The sequence below is a fragment of the Pseudomonas sp. DF5 genome, from assembly GCF_058148225.1.
The window spans coordinates 48,433-67,470 of sequence record NZ_JBYVYM010000027.1 but is presented as its reverse complement, the minus strand read 5'-3'; the positions used below and the strand labels follow the sequence as shown (position 1 = coordinate 67,470).

The following is a 19,038-nucleotide window of genomic DNA, read 5'->3' as shown; positions in this document are numbered from 1 at the left end:
CAGTCAAATCCCCCGGAAGATGCGGCGAATGATAGCGGGGTAGGCAGAAACGACAAACCCCGGATTTCTCCGGGGTTTGTCTGGCACTGCTAGCGAGGACCCCATCTGGGAGCGGGCTTGCTCTCGAAGAGGCCATCATTCAACAACTCTGTTGACTGACACGCCGCATTCGCGAGCAAGCCCGCTCCCACAGGGGTTTGTGATCAGTTGCGGGAAATCTCGCCAACCGGCAGCTTTTCCTTGCTGCGCCAGTGCGGCAGGGAGTTCCAGTAGCGCTGGCCCTTGGCGTCGTCGTACATGCCTTCCCAGCGCGAGATGACCAGCACGGCGAGGGCGTTGCCGATCACGTTCAGCGCGGTACGGGCCATGTCCATGATGCGGTCGACACCGGCGATGAACGCCAGGCCTTCCAGCGGAATACCGACGCTGCCCAGAGTGGCCAGCAGGACCACGAAGGACACGCCCGGTACGCCGGCGATGCCTTTGGAGGTGACCATCAGGGTCAGCACCAGCAGCAATTGTTGGCTGATCGACAGGTCGATGCCGTACAGCTGGGCAATGAAGATCGCCGCGATGCTCTGGTACAGGGTCGAACCGTCGAGGTTGAACGAGTAGCCGGTCGGTACCACGAAGCTGCAAATGGCTTTCGGCGCGCCGTAGGCTTCCATCTTCTCGATCACGCGCGGCAGCACGGTTTCGGAACTGGCGGTGGAGTAGGCCAGGACCAGCTCATCCTTGAAGATGCGCATCAGCTTGATCACCGAGAAGCCGAACAGGCGAGCGATCAGGCCCAGCACCACGAAGGCGAAGAAGGCAACGGCGAAGTAAACCAGGACGACCAGCTTGGCCAGCGGCAACAGGGAGGCGAAGCCGAAGTTGGCCACGGTCACCGCGATCAGTGCGAACACGCCGATCGGGGCGTAGTTCATGATCATGTGGGTGACTTTGAACATGCTTTCCGACACGCCCTGGAACATCTTCACCAGCGGTTCGCGCAGGTCCGATTGCAGGCTCGACATACCGAGACCGAACAACACGGAGAAGAAGATGATCGGCAGCATCTCGCCGCGCATCATGGCCGCAAAGATGTTCGACGGGATCAGGTTGAGGATGGTTTCGATGAACGCGTGTTCATGCTGAACCTCGGCAGCAGTGGCCTGGTACTTGGAAATATCCACGGTACCCAGGGTGCTCATGTCGATGCCGCTGCCCGGATGGACCACGTTGGCCAGCACCAGACCGACCAGAATGGCGATAGTGGTGACGATCTCGAAGTAAATGATGGTCTTCAGACCGATACGCCCGAGTTTTTTCGCGTCCCCAACGCCAGCGATGCCGACGACCAGCGAGGAGATTACGATCGGGATCACGATCATCTTGATCAGACGGATAAAGATATCGCCTGCTGGTTGCAGGACATTGCTGATCCACCAGGCCTTTTCAGCGCTGAAGTGGTTGAGCAGTGCACCTATTGCTATCCCCAGAACCAGACCGATGAGGATCTGCCAGGCGAGGCTAAGCTTTGCCTTCTTCATATCTTTACCCTTACTTGCGTTTGACTCAGGCCGATGCATGAACTGCAACGCACGATGGCGAAGAAGTTTTGCATCGGCCCCCGTATAAGGTCCCCGCGAGCGAGCATTTACAGCTCTCTGGCAGCGAAAAAGGCGCAACTATTCCGATGCCGGGAAGCGCCGTCTAATGCCGTAAACGCCTACCCTATGCCGAATCGGCATGAGATTTTTCAACTGAAACCCACGTCCCAGCCGGTTCGAATACGACATTTCGGCAGGTATAAGTGCCGTGAACCGGCCATTTCAGCGTAGGTTGATGTTTTTCGAACCGGTGGGAATTTGGGAAAAACCCTACATTTGATTGCGAATTTTCTTCGCGAGAAAGTCGGGGCTTTCTCGATATACGGTCACGAAGAAACACCGCGAAATGGTTTGGCGGGGAATATGCAGCAAGAACAGATGAGCAGAATGCTCTAGATCAACGTTTTGCACGTTGAAGCTCTCCGCAAGTTCGTCGAGCCACCCTGGGCCGGCGAACTTGCGTAGCAGCCTTACCTGACCCGGCCCTTGCGCAGGTACTCCCTGTACCCGTAGGTCACTCCGACCCTGAAGCAGTCAGAACATCCCGACCCCTTGGTCATGCGTCTACCGTCCTCGGGTAGCGCAGTGGAAAGAGCGCGAGACCTCTTTCGTGTTTTGAACTCAATAGCTGTCCGGATCTTTTTTCAGTCGCTCCATCAACATCTTCTGCATGCCTTCGTCCGGGAGCCCTATGGGCGCTTCGACTTTGAACGAAATGCCCGTCTCAACCTCGACCGCGACGGCCAAAGAAGAAGGAAGCAATAAACATCACCAGGAATACGACAAAGAGAATCTTGGCGATACCCGTGGCGGTGCCGGCGATGCCACCGAAGCCCAGTACTGCAGCGATGATGGCAATGATCAGGAATGTGATTGCCCAGCTCAACATGGTGATTCTCCTTACGTTTCTATTTAAGGATGTTGCTTGTGGTGCCTTTCCCGGCGCGTTGAGCGCGCCAAGTTCGCTTTGTTTAAAACACCCAACGTTCCTGAGGGGGCGTCTCATCCACAGGCCCGGCCTGGTCGACGTCCATCATTCGCATCGAGGCGTTGTCAGCCGGGTTGCTGCTGACAGCGCGGAATTGGGTTTGGGGGGCATGCTGAATCGAAAGGTGCGCAGGCTCCGGTTGCTGGCTCTGCTCCCAGCGCATGAACTGTTGGCCGCCAATCAAGGTGATCAACAATGCCAGCAGGGCAAACAAACCTTGCTGGATATGCAGTGGCGAGAGACGCAATGGGGCGGCACTTTGGCGATTCATCCTGAAGTTCCTCCCATCTGGGTAGTGATCTTTGGCGGGCGCTGGTTCATTAAATGCCCTGATTACCCAGACCATTGCAGCCCGCATGCCAGCTTTCATAAAGAATAAAAACGATAAAAATCAAATGGTTGTGTTGCTTGTAAAAAACGTTTTTGACGCATCCTGCACGATGATCCTTTTGCGGTCGTGCGTAATGCACGATGAGTTCGCAGGCACTTTCAATATTTTTGAATTGCGGGGAGGGCGCAGATGTCAGAAAGGGACGCAGGCAATCGCTGAAAGAATGGTCTGTAAATTAAAAGCCGGATAAATCAGCGTATTAGCTGCGCTTTGAGCAGATAGATAGCCTGTTGTGGCTGGAATCGACCAGAATCAACCATGCAACTTGCCCGATTTCTCCGGGACTAACCAAGAACACTATTAAAGGAGCGTAGGAACATGGAATCAGCCACTGAGCATCAAGGCCGCATTCTGCTGGTGGACGACGAGTCCGCCATCCTTCGAACCTTTCGCTATTGCCTCGAAGACGAAGGCTACAGCGTGGCCACCGCGACCAGCGCTGCTCAGGCCGAAGCCTTGTTGCAGCGTCAGGTTTTCGATTTGTGTTTCCTCGATTTGCGCCTGGGTGAAGACAACGGTCTCGATGTGCTGGCCCAAATGCGGATTCAGGCGCCCTGGATGCGCGTGGTGATCGTCACCGCTCATTCGGCCGTGGACACTGCCGTGGATGCGATTCAGGCCGGTGCCGCCGACTATCTGGTCAAACCTTGCAGCCCCGATCAGTTGCGTCTGGCAACCGCCAAACAGCTGGAAGTGCGGCAACTCTCGGCACGCCTGGAAGCCCTCGAAGGTGAAGTGCGTAAACCCAAGGAGGGGCTGGATTCCCACAGCCCGGCGATGAAAGTGGTGCTTGAAACCGCGCTCCAGGTTGCCAGTACAGATGCCAACATTCTGATACTCGGAGAGTCCGGCACCGGTAAAGGTGAGCTGGCACAGGCCATTCATGGCTGGAGCAAACGCCAGAAGAAATCCTGCATCACCATCAACTGCCCGTCCCTGACAGCGGAATTAATGGACAGTGAACTCTTCGGCCACAGCCGTGGCGCGTTCACCGGTGCCAGCGAAAGCACCTTGGGTCGCGTCAATCAGGCTGATGGCGGAACGTTGTTTCTCGACGAGATCGGCGATTTTCCGTTGACTTTACAACCAAAGTTGCTGCGTTTCATCCAGGACAAGGAATACGAGCGGGTGGGCGATCCGGTGACCCGCCGGGCCGACGTGCGAATCCTCGCGGCCACCAACCTCAACCTCGAAGACATGGTTCGCGACGGCCGTTTTCGCGAGGATTTGCTCTATCGACTGAACGTCATCACCTTGCACCTGCCGCCGCTTCGCGAACGCAGGGAAGACATTCTGAACCTGGCTGACCGTTTCCTGGCGCGCTTCGTCAAGGAGTACTCGCGTCCGGCCCGGTGTTTCAGCGATGAGGCCCGCGAGGCGCTGCTCAGCTACCGCTGGCCCGGCAATATCCGCGAGCTGCGCAACGTGGTGGAGCGGGCGAGCATTATTTGTCCACAGGAGCGCGTCGAGATCAGCCACTTGGGCATGGCCGACGTTCCGACCAACAATACGCCACGCATTGGCGCCGCGTTGAGCCTGGATGAGCTGGAGAAAGCCCATATCGGTGCGGTCCTTGCCACCGCCGATACGCTGGATCAGGCGGCCAAGACCTTGGGTATCGACGCCTCGACCCTGTACCGCAAACGCAAGCAGTACAACCTGTGAGCCGCACCCGATGAAACTGGCGATGACGTTGCGCACCCGGCTGTTCCTGAGTATCTCAGCTTTGATCACGGTGGCACTGCTCGGGCTGTTGCTCGGGCTGGTCAGCGTGATGCAGATGGCCGGTACACAGGAGGCTCTGATCCGTGACAACTTCGTCAGGCTGGATCTGGGATTGAAGCTGCGCCAGACCCTGGGTGATCAACTGATCATCATGCTCGGCGAGAAACCTGATCCCGCAGCGTTCGAGGCATCCAGACAGCATTACCTCGAGCTGCTCGATGAGGGCATTGCTCACGAATCGTCCGGCGAGGGTGACCAGTATGGGTTCCAAAGGGCCAAGGCTGATTACGAGAGTTTTCTGCAGGCCTACGATCCTTCCCGCGACATGGCACAGGTGCTAACCGGAGGCGGGGATCTCACGGAAAAATTCAACACGCTACGCAACGGTTTGATCACCGAACAGAAGCGCGCGCTGGATAACATCAGTGAAACCGAAAGTCAGGCTCGGGACCGGGCGTTGCTGATTGCCGGCTTGCTCGGGTTGGTCGGGGTGGGGGTGCTGTTCATCGGGTTCATTACCGCCCATGCGATCGCCCAGCGTTTCGGGGCTCCGATCGAGGCCTTGGCGGCGGCCGCCGACAACATCGGCCAGGGTAATTTCGAAGTGACCCTGCCGATTTCCTCGGCAGTGGAAATGAACCAGCTGACCCGCCGTTTTGGAGTCATGGCAGAGGCCCTGCGGCAGCACCAAGCCACTAATATCGACGAACTGCTCGCCGGACAGCAGCGTTTGCAAGCGGTGCTCGACAGCATCGACGACGGTTTGCTGATCATTGATCGTCAAGGTCATCTCGAGCACCTCAACCCGGTGGCTCAGCGCCAGTTAGGTTGGGACGGCGAGCGTCTCGGCCAAGGGCTGGGCACGGCACTCGAGCGTCCCGAACTGGATGAACAGCTGCAATTGGTGCTGCGCGGCGGCACCCTGGAGCGAGTGCCGGACGACCTGAGCATCGAGGTCGATGGGGAGTCGCGATTGCTGACGTATAGCCTGACCCCGGTCATCCACACCCAAGGTCATATTCTCGGCGCCGTGATGGTGTTGCATGACGTAACCGAACAGCGCGCCTTCGAGCGGGTGCGCAGCGAGTTCGTCTTGCGTGCTTCCCATGAGTTGCGCACGCCTGTCACCGGGATGCACATGGCATTCGGTCTATTCCGCGAGCGGACGCATTTTGCCGAGGACTCCCGTGAAGCCGACTTGCTGAACACCGTGAATGAAGAAATGCAGCGCTTGATGCAGTTGATCAACGACCTGCTGAATTTCTCACGCTATCAGAACGGCCTGCAAAAACTCACCCTGGCGCCATGCTCCATCGAGGATTTGCTGGAGCAGGCCCAGGCGCGCTTTACCGGTCTGGCACAGGAAAAGGGCATTGAGCTGTTGGTGGAAGTACAGGGGGAGTTGCCGCGGCTGCAAGCCGATCAGGCGCAACTGGAGCGGGTGCTCGACAACCTGATCGACAACGCCTTGCGCCATACCTCCCGCGATGGCCTGATACGGTTGCAGGCTCGACGCCATGGAGAGCGGGTGATTATCAGTGTCGAAGACAACGGCGAAGGCATTGCCTACAGCCAGCAGGGGAGGATATTCGAGCCTTTTGTTCAAGTCGGCCGCAAGAAGGGCGGCGCCGGGCTCGGTCTGGCGCTGTGCAAGGAGATCGTGCAGTTGCACGGTGGGCGGATGGGCGTGTATTCACGGCCAGGGCAGGGTTCGCAGTTCTACATGGCGCTGGCGGTATAAGCCTGAACCCTCTCAGTCTTCGTCATCCAGACGCCGCGTTGCTTGTCGGCGGCCACGGGTAATCAATTCGATGAATTGCACAGCGCTCAATGGGTGCGCGAACAGCCAGCCCTGACCGAACTTCACCCCCTCGCTGCTCAGAAACTCTGCCTGGGCTTCATATTCGATGCCTTCGGCAATCACCTTGAGTTGCAGGGCCTGGGCCATGCGAATGATGTGCGGTGCCACGCCGCTGCTGGCGGCGTCATGACCCAGCGCGTCGATAAATGCCTTGTCGATTTTCAGGCAGTCCACGGGCAGTGTTTGCAGGTAGGCGAGGCTGCAATAGCCAGTGCCGAAGTCATCGATCAGCACCTGATGCCCGACATCGCGCAAGGCCTGCAGGTTTTCTCTGGCCACCACGACATCAACCAATCCGCGCTCGGTCACCTCAAAGGCAATCTGTTTGGCGGCTACACGGTGCAAGGCCAGCAGGCGCGCCATCACCTGACCGATACGCGGCACCATGACGTCGCAGGCCGCCAGGTTGACCGAGATATACAACTGCGGATTGGCGCGCAACAGTTGTCCGAGCTGTTCCAGCAGGCGCTGTAATACGAAATCAGTCATCTGGCGGATCTGGCCGGTGTTTTCCGCCATGGGAATGAACAGCTCGGGGCTGGTCAAGGTGCCGTCCGGCCTTCGCCAGCGCAGCAAGGCTTCGGCTCCGACACAGTTGCGACTGTCGAGGTCGAAGATCGGCTGATACAACACCTGCAATTCGCCTCGTTGTATCGCGCCGTGCAGTTCAGCATCCAGTGATTGACGCTGGCGCACCAGCAGAAACACCAGAATGCCTACGCAGGCACTGAGTGCGAGGCTGGCCGGAAGCAGCCACCACCAAACGGCCGGCACATGCATCCCGGTACGCGGGGTGATCAGCACCAGTTGGTATTCGGGAGCGTTGGTCGGCATTCGGTAAATCAGGCGGGTAGGGGTGACTTGCAGTGCATCTTGGCTTTTCGGGGGCCAGGGTTGCGTCGGGGGCCACTCCTGCGCGACACCGAGCACGGGAATCGCGCGGGTGTCGTGGTCGAGCACTACCAGCAGGCTGCTCCCCGGAGACAGATCAACCATGTCGGTCAAATGCCCGCGGGACGTAGCCACCCGGAAATTGCCACGCCCCAGCATCAGTGCGGCGCGGTTCTCATCGGGTTCGGTGGTGGTGTTCAACCAATAGCTGTAGGTGGGGCCCTCGATGTCCGGTGGCCGGATCACCGACAGCCCTTCCTGACGGGGGCGGTTGGAGCAGATTCCTGAAGCATCCATGTAAGCGGCTTCGTAAACGAAGCGGTAATTGAAGCTGACCTGCTGCAATGTGGCGATCATTTCATCATCGCAGCCCCGCAGTGGTTGAGCTTCAAGGTCGTCGAGGCTTTCGCGCAGTTGCCCGAACAGCTGCTCCAGACGGACCAGAAAGCGCTCCCCCTGGGCGTTCATCTCCTGGCTTTCGTTGTCTTCGACCTGATGCATCGCAATGAACAGACTGCCGGTCATCAGCAGCGTCGCACTCAAGGCAGCCGCCAGCGTCGCCAGAAACCAAGGGCGATAGAACCAGCTACGCAGCCTCTCTCGAGCAGCCGTCATCATGGAATATCCGAAGAATTACCAATGAGTTATAGCTGCTGATTGGGGAAAAGCCCTGACCGTCGGGCGGGCGTCATTATTTTGTCTGGTTCAACACCTGGAGAAGCGCCGCGGTTTGCGCGTCCGGCGTGCCGTCGAAACGGGACGGGCGAAAATGCAACTGAAAAGCCGCCAGCACATTGCGTGTCGCTTCATCCAGTTCGCCGGTTTGTGGCGTGGCGTAGCCCAGACGGGCTAGTTGCGCCTGAAACCAGCTGATGCTTGGCAGTTGCGCGGCGTACTGCGCTTGCTGACGCGCCACGACCTGTTCGTTTGGCCAGATCCCCAGGCCTTCGGCCGCCAGGCGTTTCCAGGGGAACAGCGGGCCAGGGTCGAGCTTGCGCATGGGGGCGATGTCGCTATGGCCGATGATATGGCGAGGGCTGATGCCCTGGCGCTTGCTGATGTCCTTGAGCAGAAAGATCATCGACTGAACCTGGGCTTCGCTGTAGGGATACCAGAGGCGCCCGGTCGGGGTGTCCTGGAAGCCTGGATTGACGATTTCGATGCCAATGGAACTGGAATTCAGCCAGGTCCGGCCTTGCCATTGGCTTTCGCCAGCGTGCCAGGCCCGAAGATTTTCATCCATCAGCTTATAGATGGTGGCGTGCTTGTCGTCGCCGATCAGGTAATGGCTGCTGACCTCGCCATGGGTCAGCAATTGCAGCGAGTCCTCCAGGGATGCGGAGGTGTAATGCATCACCACGAACTGAATACGGCTGTCGTGATTAGCTGAAGGGTGGCTGGTGTCAATCCGGGGACCGCTGGCGCAACCGGCTAATACAAGCAGCGAAGCAATAAGAGCAAGAAATTTCATGGTGGAGGCAATACACGCGAGACAATAATGCAACAGTGTAACGTATTGCCTTGCGCGCCGACCGCAAAAGCGCGCCTTTAAACAAAATGGAACAATTAACTGTCAGCCCAGTTCTATCCGGTTGCGGCCGGTATTTTTCGCGCGATATAGCGCCTGATCGGCTCTTTTAAGCACCAGGTCGCTATGCTCGCCCGGTCTGAAGGCGGTCAGTCCCATGGAAATGGTGATAGTGACTCGCTCGCCCTTGAAGTGGAACGGGCAAGCTTCGATCGATGCGCGCAAGGTTTCCAGCAGTTTCGCGCCGGCCATCGGCGCCGTGGCAGGCATCAACAGCACAAACTCCTCACCGCCAAACCTGGCTATGAAGTCCGTCCCGCGCAGACGCTTGCGCAGCACACTGGCGATGATTTTCAGCACCTTGTCGCCTGCCAGATGGCCGTAGTTGTCGTTGATGCGTTTGAAATGGTCGAGGTCGAGCATCGCCAGCAACAGGGTATTACCGTGTTGTTGCCATTGACTGATTTCGTGGTCCAGCCGTTCGCTCCAGGCCGCTCGATTCGGCAGGCCGGTCAACGGATCGATCAAAGCCTTCTGGCGCTGTTCTTCGAGGTGCTCGCGGTAGCCCAGCGCTTCCTGCTCCATGTGGGCCACCCTTTCAGCCAGGCTTTGCAGGCGGGCCGCGACTTCCTGCTCGCGCTCGTCGCGTTGCTTCTGGTGCTGGTCCATGGTGCCGAGCAGGCCTTCGAGATGGTCTTCCAGCATGTGCTTGAGATCATCGAGGTCCGCCGCTTCATGCATGCTGCTTTGCAGGCCGTCGACTTGCTCGCGAATCTGCGTGTCCATCTCCCGCGCGGCAGAACGGTTGTCGGCGTGGCCTTCGCTGGCCGCTTGCAGGTTGCTTTGAAATGACTCGAGGCGCTCGTTGAGTCGCTGCAGATACGCTTCGAATTCGTGCTGACCGCTGTCGGTAATGGCCAGCATCAATGTTGCCAGATCGTCGAGGATTGGCAGCAGCTCATACCAGTTCAAACCATTTTGAAGACGATTGCGCATCGCTTCGGCTTGCGGTCGATGGCGCTCGGGCAGCGTCAGGTCGTCGAGAAGGCCCAGCAGAGTGTCTTCGATGTGCTTGGCCACAGAGCTGTAGGACGGTTCCGGCGAGTCCGGCAGGGCATACAGAATGTCGTGTTCTGGCGTTTGCGGATCGCCGGTCTCCGGGATCAGTTCATCCGGGTTGATTGCCGGCGGAGCCTGGGTGGCGGGTACGGCGATCGATGGAACTGGCTCTTGCGGCTGTTCGATGTTCGGCTGGAATTGTGGCTCTGGGGGCTGGCTGCTCGTGGCCTCCGGCTCCAGGACGGGTGGGGCGAACGCCACCATTTCAGCTGTGGGGGCTGCTGCAGGTGCCGGTGCTTCCACGGGCTCAGGGGGCGCAGTGGCGGGCAGGGCAGCTTCTACGGTTGGCATCACCCCTTGCGATTTGTCGGCGGCTGGCGCGAGATTGACTGTCGCGTGTGGGCGCTCGGCCAGCAGTGCGGCAATCGGTTCGACAGATTGCGGGGCAGGCATTGGCAATTCGGCGGTGGCGATCTGTGGCGCGGCGTCGTCCTCCCGGCTGCCGAACAGGCGCTGTAGCAACCCCGGGCGACCTGGTTCTACAGGGTTCTCCAGCAGGCTCAAGGCTTTGCCTTGCAAGCCGCTCAGTTCGCTGAGCAGCAACGGGATTTCGCGAGCCTGGCCGACACGTCCGTCCAGCTGCTTGGCGAAACTCTTCAGTGGCCGGCTCACTTCCCGTGGCAGCGGCAATGCCTGCAACTGGGAGACCAGAGCCGTCAGTGCGGCGCTGACTTGATCAACCCGGGTTTCCCGGCGCTGCTCGGAGTCGAGCACGGCTTTTTCCAGGCGCGGCAGCAAGGCTGCCAGGCCGGCGTCCATGTCGTCTGTGCGTACGACTTCGCGCATTTCCTTCATGCATTGGTCAACGGCGCGATCGGTGCCTTCGGCAGCCAGGGTGCTGCGCACCAGCCCGCGACGCAGCAGGTCGAGCCGGGCGTCCCATCGACGTTCGAGCTTTTCCTGTTGTTCGATGCTTTTGAGGTATTTCTCTTTCCAGCGCTGTGCTTCGTCGCTCATTCAGGCAGGACTCAACGCGGGGAATGCATCGGCCGTGAGCGAGCCCGGCAGACGAATTTCTACCGCGACCGGCAGGTGATCGGAAATGGGTTGTGCCAGCACCTCGACCTTTTCAAGCGTCAGGGTGGGGCTGAGCAGAATGTGGTCCAGGCAGCGCTGTGGGCGCCAGCTGGGAAAGGTCGCTTCCATCTGCGGCGCGAGCAGGCCTAAATCGCGCAGCGGGGAATGTTGCAGCAAGTCACCGGCATGGGTATTCATATCGCCCATCAGCACCTGGTGCTTATAACCGCCGATCAACTCGCGGATGTAAGCCAGTTGCATGCTACGGGCGCGAGCGCCCAGCGCCAGGTGCATCATCACCACCACGAGCGCCTCCGGACCTTCGCCGAAGCGCACCAGAATGGCCCCGCGACCCTTGGGCCCCGGCAGCGGATGATCCTCGATCGCCCACGGGCGCAGGCGACTGAGCACGCCATTGCTGTGCTGGCCGAGATGACCGAGATTGCGATTGAGTTGTTGATACCAATAAGGGAAGGCGCCGAGCTGCGCCAGGTGTTCGACCTGATTGACGTAGCCCGATCGCAGGCTGCCGCCATCGGCTTCCTGCAAGGCGACCAGATCGAAGTCGCCCAGCAGATTGCCGATTTTTTGCAGGTTGTCGGCACGCCCGGTGTGCGGCAACAGATGCTGCCAGCCGCGGGTCAGATAGTGCCGATAACGCTCGGTACTGATGCCGACCTGGATATTGAAACTGAGCAAACGCAGACGGCTGTCCACGGGCAACCCCGTCGATTCCAGGTGATGCTCGTTGACCCGCGGGTCGTGCAGGCCAACGATGCGTTCAGTTCCCCAGCGGCGCATGGCAGTTGCCGCGCTTAGTTGGCGACGGCCTTGGTTGCCGCACGCTCTTTGGCGACCAGTTGGTCGGCCAGTTTCAGCGCTTGTTCGGCACCGCCGGCAGAACCGATGTCAAAGCGATACTTGCCATTGACGATCATGGTAGGCACGCCGGTGATTTCATATTTCTTTGCAAGCTCTTTGGCTTTGTTGATCTGGCCCTTGATGGCAAAGGAGTCGAAGGTGGCCAGGAATTTATCCTTGTCTACACCTTGGGTCGCCAGGAAGTCCGCCATGTCTTCCTTGTCAGTCAGCTTTTTGTGTTCTTTCTGGATCGCGTTGAACACCGCAGCGTGAACCTTGCTCTCGACACCCATGGCTTCAAGCGTCAAGAACATCTGGCCGTGTGCATCCCAAGGGCCGCCAAACATGGCCGGAATGCGCACGAAATTTACGTCGGAAGGGAGCTTTTCAACCCAAGGGTTGATGACGGGTTCAAAGGCATAGCAGTGCGGGCAGCCGTACCAGAACAACTCCACGACTTCGATCTTGCCAGGTTCGGCAACCGGGACCGGATTGCTCAGTTCGACGTAGGGCGCTTCAGGTTTTTCGGCGGCTTGGGCAGTCATGCCGAACAGGCTGGCAGCGACGAGTGCGGCGCTGATGATCAGATTACGCATGCTTTACTCCTGGACAATTGGGTCGCCTCGCACGACCTGTTTTCAGACAGATTCCGGCGGGCTTGAGTTCTGTAGTGTAACGGCAGCGGCCACAAAAAAGGGCAGCCAAAGCTACCCTTTTTATGTTTGCATCGACGGATTAATCGAGAGTTAACGTTGCAAGAGATGTACATCACTCACAACGCTCGATCACAGGCCTTAGTGCAAGCCTTGAATATAGCTGGAGACGGCGGCGATATCTTCGTCGCTCAGCTTTTTGGCGATGCTTTGCATTGGTTTGGTGTCGCCGTCGTTGGTCCGGCCACCTTCTTCTTTTCTGAATTCGGTCAGTTGCTTGCCGACGTACTGAGCATGCTGGCCGCCCAGGTGCGGGAAGCCGGCAGCTGCGTTGCCTGCGCCATTGGGCGAGTGGCAGCCGGTGCAGGCTGGCAGCCCTTTGGCCAGGTCGCCGCCACGGAACAGTGCTTCACCGCGTGCCACGATTTTTGGGTCGGCGGCACCGACACTGCCTTTCTGGTTGGCGAAGTAGGCGGAGATATCGGCCAGGTCCTGATCGCTGAGGTTGGTCAGCAGGCCGGTCATTTCCAGTACCGTGCGTTTGCCGGACTTGATGTCGTGCAGCTGCTTGTTCAGATAACGCTCGCCCTGGCCTGCCAGTTTCGGAAAGTTAGGCGCCATGCTATTGCCATCCGGGCCATGACAGGCGCCACATACTGCGGCTTTCGCCTGACCAGCAGTCGCATCACCTGCAGCATGGGCTATACCGGAGATCCCCACGGTCAACAGCAGACTCACGATCAATTTGTTCATCAGCTAATCCAACTACGGCTAAGGGTTAAAGAGTTATGGACCGGGTTTACTCGCTCATCCACTGGATGATGGCTCGGTAATCCTCGGCACTGCAGTCCATGCACAAACCACGCGGCGGCATCGCCTTGAAACCCTGGGTCACGTGTTGCACCAGCGTCTCCATACCTTTCGCCAACCTCGGCGTCCAAGCTTCCTGATCGCCCTTGCGGGGCGCCATGGGTAGTTGGCCGGAATGACAGGCACCACAAACACGGTTGTACACAGCTTCCGGATCCTGTGTAGCCTGAGCGCTGTAAAGCGGCATCAAGACACCGGCAGCTAGCAGCCATTTCGTCATAAAACGACCTTTTCAGGGTTGAGAGCGTGCTGCGTTCTAATGCGCAATCAAGGTCAATCGCTCTCGTGAACTTCATCCTACGCTGGGACAAAGCGCACACAAAATCTGCGGCATTATATACTGGCGTCACTGAAACGGAAACGACACTGCTTGCCGCGTCCATTCCCGGCGCCGCCCACATCGGAAATCCCATGCAACTCAAGAATCCCATCCTCGGCCTGTGCCAACAGTCCACCTTTATGCTCAGCGCCGCCAAAGTCGACCAATGTCCCGACGACGAAGGCTTTGAAGTGGCCTTCGCCGGGCGTTCCAATGCCGGCAAGTCCAGCGCGTTGAATACTCTGACCCACGCCAGCCTGGCGCGAACCTCGAAAACACCGGGTCGCACGCAGCTGTTGAACTTCTTCAAGCTAGACGATGAACGCCGTCTGGTCGACCTGCCGGGGTACGGTTATGCAAAAGTACCGATCCCGTTGAAGATGCACTGGCAGCGTCACCTGGAAGCCTATCTGGGTGGCCGTGAGAGTTTGAAAGGTTTGATTCTGATGATGGACATCCGTCATCCAATGACCGACTTCGACCTGTTGATGCTCGATTGGGCCGTCGCCAGCGGCATGCCGATGCATATTCTGCTGACCAAGGCCGACAAACTGACCTACGGCGCGGCAAAAAACACGCTGCTCAAGGTTCAATCGGAAATCCGCAAGGGTTGGGGCGATACGATCACTATCCAGCTGTTTTCGGCCCCCAAACGCATGGGGCTGGAAGAAGCCTACACCGTACTGGCGGACTGGATGGAGTTGGCGGACAAGGGTGCCGAGGCTGCCGAGTAAGGCTCTCGAGACCAATCGGCAGGCAAAAAAAACCCCGGACTTCGTATGGGGAGGGAGAAGTTCCGGGGTTCAAGTTCCGGACCGCTAGGGCGGGGTCCAGATATCTGCCAACACTTAACACAACATAGGAGCATCGAAGGGCTTCACCAGCCATTCAGTATCTCTGAGTGGCGGTTCGCGGATTTAGTTCAGACTATTTTCAAAATCCTTTGGAAATAATCACTGTCGTTTTTCGCTCTATAGCCCTTCGTCATGTGCTGCGGCGCCAGGCCGCAGTACATACGTCTTTTCAGGCGGCTCAGTGCGCCTCATCCCAGTTGTTGCCTACGCCGACCTCGACCAGAAGCGGTACGTCCAGTTGTGCGGCGTTGCTCATGTGCACGCGAATCTCCTCGCGTACCAGGTCGACCAGGTCCTCACGCACCTCGAGCACCAATTCATCATGTACCTGCAGGATGACTTTGGCGTCGAGGCCTGACGATGCCAGCCAGTTGTCCACCGCCACCATGGCTTTCTTGATGATGTCCGCCGCGGTGCCTTGCATCGGGGCGTTGATCGCCGTGCGCTCGGCAGCTTTGCGCAGGGCCTGGTTTTTCGCGTTGATTTCCGGCAAGTACAGGCGACGACCAAAGATGGTTTCGACGAAGCCTTGCTCGGCGGCCTGGGCGCGCGTGCGTTCCATGTACTGCAGCACGCCGGGATAACGAGCGAAATAACGGTCGATGTAGGCCTGGGACTGTTTGCGGTCAACGCCAATCTGCTTGGCCAGACCAAACGCGCTCATGCCGTAGATCAAGCCGAAGTTGATGGCTTTTGCACTTCGACGCTGATCGTTGGTGACCGCATCCAGCTCGACGCCGAACACTTCTGCTGCCGTGGCCCGGTGGACATCGAGGTTGTTGCGGAAGGCATGCAGCAAGCCTTCGTCCTTGGCCAGGTGCGCCATGATCCGCAGTTCGATTTGCGAGTAATCCGCGGCCAGCAGTTTGTAGCCTTTCGGCGCGACGAACGCCTGACGAATCCGGCGACCTTCGGCGGTGCGAATCGGAATGTTCTGCAGATTCGGGTCGATGGACGACAAGCGCCCGGTGGCTGCGACTGCCTGCTGGTAAGACGTATGAATGCGCCCGGTGCGAGCGTTGATCTGCTCTGGCAAACGGTCGGTGTAGGTGCTTTTGAGCTTGCTCAGCGAGCGGTATTGCATCAGCACCTTGGGCAGCGGGTAGTCCTGCTCGGCCAACTCGGCCAACACGGCTTCGGCAGTCGAAGCCTGACCCTTGGCGGTTTTGCTGAGTACGGGCAAACCGAGCTTTTCGTAGAGGATCACGCCCAGTTGCTTCGGCGAGCCGAGGTTGAATTCTTCCCCGGCAATGGCAAAGGCCTCACGCTCGAGGGCGACCAGTTTCTCGCCCAGTTCGACGCTCTGGATACCCAGCAGGTTGGCGTCCACGAGCGCGCCCTGTCGCTCGATACGGGCCAGAACCGGCATCAGTGGCATTTCAATCTCGTTGAGCACTTTGACCAGGCTTGGCGTCGCGGCCAGTTTTTCCTGCAACGCCAGATGCAGGCGGAAGGTGACATCGGCATCTTCAGCGGCATAGGGACCCGCCAGCTCAAGTGAAATCTGGTCGAAGGTCAGCTGTTTGACGCCTTTGCCCGCAATCTCCTGGATGTCGGTCTTGCTTTGGCCCAGATACTTGAGCGCCAGGCTGTCCATGTCGTGGCGGGTGGCCGTCGAATCCAGTACGTAAGACTCGAGCATCGTGTCGTAGGCAATTCCCTGAACGGTAATCCCGTTGCTCTGATCACCACCGATGGCGCAATTGGCGAGGATATTGGTGTCGAACTTCGCATGCTGGCCGACTTTCAGTTTATTCGGGTTTTCCAGCAGCGGTTTCAGCGCCAGCAGCACGGTGTCGCGATCCAGCTGCTCCGGCACGCCCATGTAGGAGTGGGTCAGCGGAATGTAGGCTGCTTCGTTGATCGCGACGGAAAACGACAGGCCTACCAGTTGCGCGTGTTGGGGGTCGTTGCCGTTGGTTTCGGTGACCAAGGCGATCAGCGGCGCCTTTTCGAGCTTGTCCAGCCAGGCCTCGAAGCGCTTCTGGTCGAGGATGGTTTCGTATTTCGCTTCGGCGGCACCCGGCTGCTCTTGGACAACCTCGACGATGTCCTGGCCCGAGCGCTTGGCATCGCGCTGGTTCTCTTCGAACCAGCTTTTGAATTCCAGCAGGGAATACAGCTCGGCAAGTTTGTCGTGATCCGGTGGTCCCATATGCAGGTCGTCGAGGCCGAAGTCCAGCGGTACGTCGATCTTGATGGTTGCCAATCGATAAGAAAGAAAGGCCATTTCCTTATGCTCTTCGAGCTTGGCCGGCAAGGTTTTGGCGCCGCGGATCGGCAGGGTCGGGACGATATCGAGCTTTGCATAGAGCTCGGTCAGGCCGCCGTTCACACCGACCAGCAGGCCGGACGCAGTTTTCGGGCCGATACCCGGAACGCCTGGAATGTTGTCGGACGAATCGCCCATCAGGGCCAGATAATCGATGATCTGCTCGGGAGCGACGCCGAATTTCTCCTTCACGCCTTCCACGTCCAGCGTGCTACCAGTCATCGTATTGACCAAGGTAATGTGCCCGTCGACCAACTGCGCCATGTCCTTGTCGCCGGTGGAGATAATCACCGGCCGATCGGCGGCTGCACTGCTGCGGGCCAGGGTGCCGATCACGTCGTCAGCTTCGACGTTGTCCACGCACAGCAATGGAAAGCCCAAGGCCTTGACGCTGGCGTGCAGCGGCTCGATCTGGACGCGCATGTCGTCAGGCATGCTGGGACGGTTGGCCTTGTATTCGGCGAACATCTCGTCGCGGAATGTCCCGCCCTTGGCGTCGAACACCACGGCGAACGGGCTCTCCGGGTACTGCTTGCGCAGACTCTTGAGCATGTTCAACACGCCTTTGACCGCTCCGGTCGGCAGGCCTTTGGACGTGGTCAGCGGTGGCAGCGCATGAAAAGCGCGGTACAGGTAAGAAGAACCGTCCACCAGGACGAGGGGTGCTTGGCTCATGAGCAGGATCAACCTTTTCGGCGGGTCCGGCGCTAGAATAGCGGGACCGTTGACGACAAAGGGACAAGGTTATCATGCGCACACTAAATCGCTTGTTGCTGGCTGGCTTCTTTGCAATCACTCCATTGGCTGTCATGGCGGCGGATGACAAGCCCTCGGCGGACCCGGAAGTAACGATCCGCACGGAAGGCGATAAAACCATTCAGGAGTATCGCCAGAACGGCTTTGTGTATGCGATCAAGGTCACCCCGAAGGTCGGAAAACCGTACTTTCTGATACGTGCGGACGGAACAGATGCAAACTATATCCGCTCGGATCAGCCGGATATGCTGATTCCCTCGTGGAAAATCTTTGAGTGGAAGTAGTTTCTTAATTTCAATCGGCGCTGGCTCAACCGCAGCGCCCGTACTGGCAGTTTTAACCATGTCTGTGTTCACCCCCCTGGCTCGGCCCGAGCTGGAAACCTTTCTCGCCCCTTACGGGCTCGGCCGCCTGCTTGATTTCCAGGGGATCGCCGCCGGTAGCGAAAACACCAATTTCTTTATCAGCCTGGAGCAGGGCGAGTTTGTTCTGACCCTGGTTGAGCGCGGGCCAGTGCAGGAGATGCCGTTCTTCATCGAACTGCTCGACGTCCTGCACGACGCCGACCTGCCGGTGCCTTATGCCCTGCGCACCACCGACGGCGTCGCTTTGCGCGAACTGGCCGGTAAACCCGCGCTGTTGCAGCCACGTCTGGCGGGCAAGCACATCAAGGACGCCAACGCGCAGCATTGCGCTCAGGTCGGCGAGCTGCTGGCCCATCTGCACCTGGCGACCCAGGCCAACATGATCAAGCGCAAAACCGATCGCGGCCTGGACTGGATGCTGGAAGAGGGCACGCAGTTTCTTTCGCACTTGAACGCCGAGCAAAGCGATTTGCTGCAACGGGCCCTGGAAGAAATCACCCAGCAAAAGACGAAAATTCTGGCGCTGCCGCGGGCCAACATCCATGCGGATCTGTTCCGCGACAACGCGATGTTCGAAGGCACGCACCTGACCGGGTTGATCGACTTCTACAATGCCTGTTCAGGGCCGATGCTTTATGACGTGGCAATTGCGTTGAACGATTGGTGTTCGGACGAGCAAGGGCAGATCGATGGCGTACGGGCGCGGGCGTTGCTGGGCGCTTATGCCGCGCTGCGGCCGTTCACCGCTGCCGAAGCTGAGCTGTGGCCGACCATGTTGCGTGTGGCGTGCGTGCGGTTCTGGTTGTCGCGGTTGATTGCGGCGGAGTCTTTCGCCGGGCAGGACGTGTTGATTCACGATCCGATGGAGTTTCAGCTGCGCTTGGCACAGCGGCAAAAGGTCGACACGCCGTTGCCTTTCGCCCTCTAAAAGCTTCGCGGGCAAGCCTCGCTCCTACAGGATGTGCGCGATCCC

At 58.7% G+C, this 19,038-nt stretch carries 16 protein-coding genes; 5 read left to right on the top strand and 11 right to left on the bottom strand.

The features are described from left to right. Positions 1–203: 203 nt before the first annotated feature. The 3 genes from gltP to AC30D7_RS22670 form a co-directional block, all read right to left on the bottom strand. The gene (gltP, locus tag AC30D7_RS22680) at positions 204–1,535 is read right to left on the bottom strand and encodes a glutamate/aspartate:proton symporter GltP (RefSeq protein WP_490135548.1); all 1,332 of its coding nucleotides are present in this window, start codon (positions 1,533–1,535) and stop codon (positions 204–206) included. 784 nt (positions 1,536–2,319) lie between these two features. Continuing rightward, positions 2,320–2,484, bottom strand: a complete 165-nt coding sequence (locus AC30D7_RS22675; protein ID WP_003177151.1) for a DUF1328 domain-containing protein — start codon at positions 2,482–2,484, stop codon at positions 2,320–2,322. An 82-nt stretch (positions 2,485–2,566) separates the two neighbouring features. Further along, positions 2,567–2,854 carry a hypothetical protein gene (locus AC30D7_RS22670; protein ID WP_490135547.1) on the bottom strand — a complete coding sequence of 96 codons (288 nt, stop codon included), beginning with the start codon at positions 2,852–2,854 and terminating at the stop codon, positions 2,567–2,569. A 438-nt stretch (positions 2,855–3,292) separates the two neighbouring features. On the opposite strand from AC30D7_RS22670, the gene algB reads away from it, so the two are divergent. Continuing rightward, the gene (algB, locus tag AC30D7_RS22665; protein ID WP_490135546.1) at positions 3,293–4,639 is read left to right on the top strand and encodes a sigma-54-dependent response regulator transcription factor AlgB; all 1,347 of its coding nucleotides are present in this window, start codon (positions 3,293–3,295) and stop codon (positions 4,637–4,639) included. A gap of 10 nt (positions 4,640–4,649) precedes the next feature. Next, positions 4,650–6,440: a KinB sensor domain-containing domain gene (locus tag AC30D7_RS22660; RefSeq protein ID WP_490135545.1), complete on the top strand. Its 1,791-nt coding sequence runs from the start codon at positions 4,650–4,652 to the stop codon at positions 6,438–6,440. A gap of 12 nt (positions 6,441–6,452) precedes the next feature. On the opposite strand, the gene AC30D7_RS22655 is transcribed toward AC30D7_RS22660, so the two are convergent. From AC30D7_RS22655 to AC30D7_RS22625, 7 genes are all read right to left on the bottom strand, one after another. Further along, a complete protein-coding gene (locus AC30D7_RS22655; protein WP_490135544.1) occupies positions 6,453–8,069 on the bottom strand; it encodes an EAL domain-containing protein in 1,617 nt (538 codons plus the stop codon). 73 nt (positions 8,070–8,142) lie between these two features. Beyond that, positions 8,143–8,922, bottom strand: a complete 780-nt coding sequence (locus AC30D7_RS22650) for an N-acetylmuramoyl-L-alanine amidase (protein ID WP_490135543.1) — start codon at positions 8,920–8,922, stop codon at positions 8,143–8,145. A 102-nt stretch (positions 8,923–9,024) separates the two neighbouring features. Then, the gene (locus AC30D7_RS22645) at positions 9,025–11,055 is read right to left on the bottom strand and encodes a GGDEF domain-containing protein (RefSeq protein ID WP_490135542.1); all 2,031 of its coding nucleotides are present in this window, start codon (positions 11,053–11,055) and stop codon (positions 9,025–9,027) included. Beyond that, on the bottom strand, positions 11,056–11,916 hold the full coding sequence (locus AC30D7_RS22640) for an endonuclease/exonuclease/phosphatase family protein (RefSeq protein WP_007940704.1): 861 nt from the start codon (positions 11,914–11,916) through the stop codon (positions 11,056–11,058). It lies immediately after the preceding gene. 14 nt (positions 11,917–11,930) lie between these two features. Beyond that, complete coding sequence (locus AC30D7_RS22635; protein WP_019580303.1) at positions 11,931–12,572, bottom strand: thiol:disulfide interchange protein DsbA/DsbL; 642 nt, start codon at positions 12,570–12,572, stop codon at positions 11,931–11,933. Positions 12,573–12,770: 198 nt separating this feature from the next. Beyond that, positions 12,771–13,382, bottom strand: coding sequence for a c-type cytochrome (locus AC30D7_RS22630; protein WP_490135541.1), 612 nt, complete (start codon positions 13,380–13,382; stop codon positions 12,771–12,773). A gap of 46 nt (positions 13,383–13,428) precedes the next feature. Then, positions 13,429–13,719 (bottom strand): c-type cytochrome, encoded by a 291-nt coding sequence (locus tag AC30D7_RS22625; RefSeq protein ID WP_003196231.1) that lies wholly within the window; start codon positions 13,717–13,719, stop codon positions 13,429–13,431. A 191-nt stretch (positions 13,720–13,910) separates the two neighbouring features. Here AC30D7_RS22625 and yihA point away from each other — a divergent pair, with 191 nt between their 5' ends. Continuing rightward, complete coding sequence (gene yihA / locus AC30D7_RS22620) at positions 13,911–14,552, top strand: ribosome biogenesis GTP-binding protein YihA/YsxC (protein WP_007940707.1); 642 nt, start codon at positions 13,911–13,913, stop codon at positions 14,550–14,552. A gap of 298 nt (positions 14,553–14,850) precedes the next feature. Here the strand turns inward: yihA and polA are convergent, their stop codons facing one another. After that, positions 14,851–17,619 carry a DNA polymerase I gene (polA, locus tag AC30D7_RS22615; protein ID WP_490135540.1) on the bottom strand — a complete coding sequence of 923 codons (2,769 nt, stop codon included), beginning with the start codon at positions 17,617–17,619 and terminating at the stop codon, positions 14,851–14,853. A gap of 74 nt (positions 17,620–17,693) precedes the next feature. Here polA and AC30D7_RS22610 point away from each other — a divergent pair, with 74 nt between their 5' ends. After that, on the top strand, positions 17,694–17,984 hold the full coding sequence (locus tag AC30D7_RS22610; RefSeq protein ID WP_111453131.1) for a DUF2782 domain-containing protein: 291 nt from the start codon (positions 17,694–17,696) through the stop codon (positions 17,982–17,984). Between the two features lie 58 nt (positions 17,985–18,042). Continuing rightward, the gene (locus AC30D7_RS22605; protein WP_490135539.1) at positions 18,043–18,993 is read left to right on the top strand and encodes a homoserine kinase; all 951 of its coding nucleotides are present in this window, start codon (positions 18,043–18,045) and stop codon (positions 18,991–18,993) included. The last annotated feature ends 45 nt before the right edge of the window (positions 18,994–19,038 follow it).

Coding starts and splice junctions, on each gene's coding strand:
- AC30D7_RS22605 (WP_490135539.1), top strand. CDS start 18,043: ATGTCTGTGTTCACCCCCCTGGCTCGGCCCGAGCTGGAAACCTTTCTC.
- AC30D7_RS22635 (WP_019580303.1), bottom strand. CDS start 12,572: ATGCGTAATCTGATCATCAGCGCCGCACTCGTCGCTGCCAGCCTGTTC.
- AC30D7_RS22645 (WP_490135542.1), bottom strand. CDS start 11,055: ATGAGCGACGAAGCACAGCGCTGGAAAGAGAAATACCTCAAAAGCATC.
- AC30D7_RS22670 (WP_490135547.1), bottom strand. CDS start 2,854: ATGAATCGCCAAAGTGCCGCCCCATTGCGTCTCTCGCCACTGCATATC.
- AC30D7_RS22625 (WP_003196231.1), bottom strand. CDS start 13,719: ATGACGAAATGGCTGCTAGCTGCCGGTGTCTTGATGCCGCTTTACAGC.
- AC30D7_RS22675 (WP_003177151.1), bottom strand. CDS start 2,484: ATGTTGAGCTGGGCAATCACATTCCTGATCATTGCCATCATCGCTGCA.
- algB (WP_490135546.1), top strand. CDS start 3,293: ATGGAATCAGCCACTGAGCATCAAGGCCGCATTCTGCTGGTGGACGAC.
- AC30D7_RS22660 (WP_490135545.1), top strand. CDS start 4,650: ATGAAACTGGCGATGACGTTGCGCACCCGGCTGTTCCTGAGTATCTCA.
- AC30D7_RS22610 (WP_111453131.1), top strand. CDS start 17,694: ATGCGCACACTAAATCGCTTGTTGCTGGCTGGCTTCTTTGCAATCACT.
- AC30D7_RS22650 (WP_490135543.1), bottom strand. CDS start 8,922: ATGAAATTTCTTGCTCTTATTGCTTCGCTGCTTGTATTAGCCGGTTGC.
- AC30D7_RS22655 (WP_490135544.1), bottom strand. CDS start 8,069: ATGATGACGGCTGCTCGAGAGAGGCTGCGTAGCTGGTTCTATCGCCCT.
- AC30D7_RS22640 (WP_007940704.1), bottom strand. CDS start 11,916: ATGCGCCGCTGGGGAACTGAACGCATCGTTGGCCTGCACGACCCGCGG.
- gltP (WP_490135548.1), bottom strand. CDS start 1,535: ATGAAGAAGGCAAAGCTTAGCCTCGCCTGGCAGATCCTCATCGGTCTG.
- yihA (WP_007940707.1), top strand. CDS start 13,911: ATGCAACTCAAGAATCCCATCCTCGGCCTGTGCCAACAGTCCACCTTT.
- polA (WP_490135540.1), bottom strand. CDS start 17,619: ATGAGCCAAGCACCCCTCGTCCTGGTGGACGGTTCTTCTTACCTGTAC.
- AC30D7_RS22630 (WP_490135541.1), bottom strand. CDS start 13,382: ATGAACAAATTGATCGTGAGTCTGCTGTTGACCGTGGGGATCTCCGGT.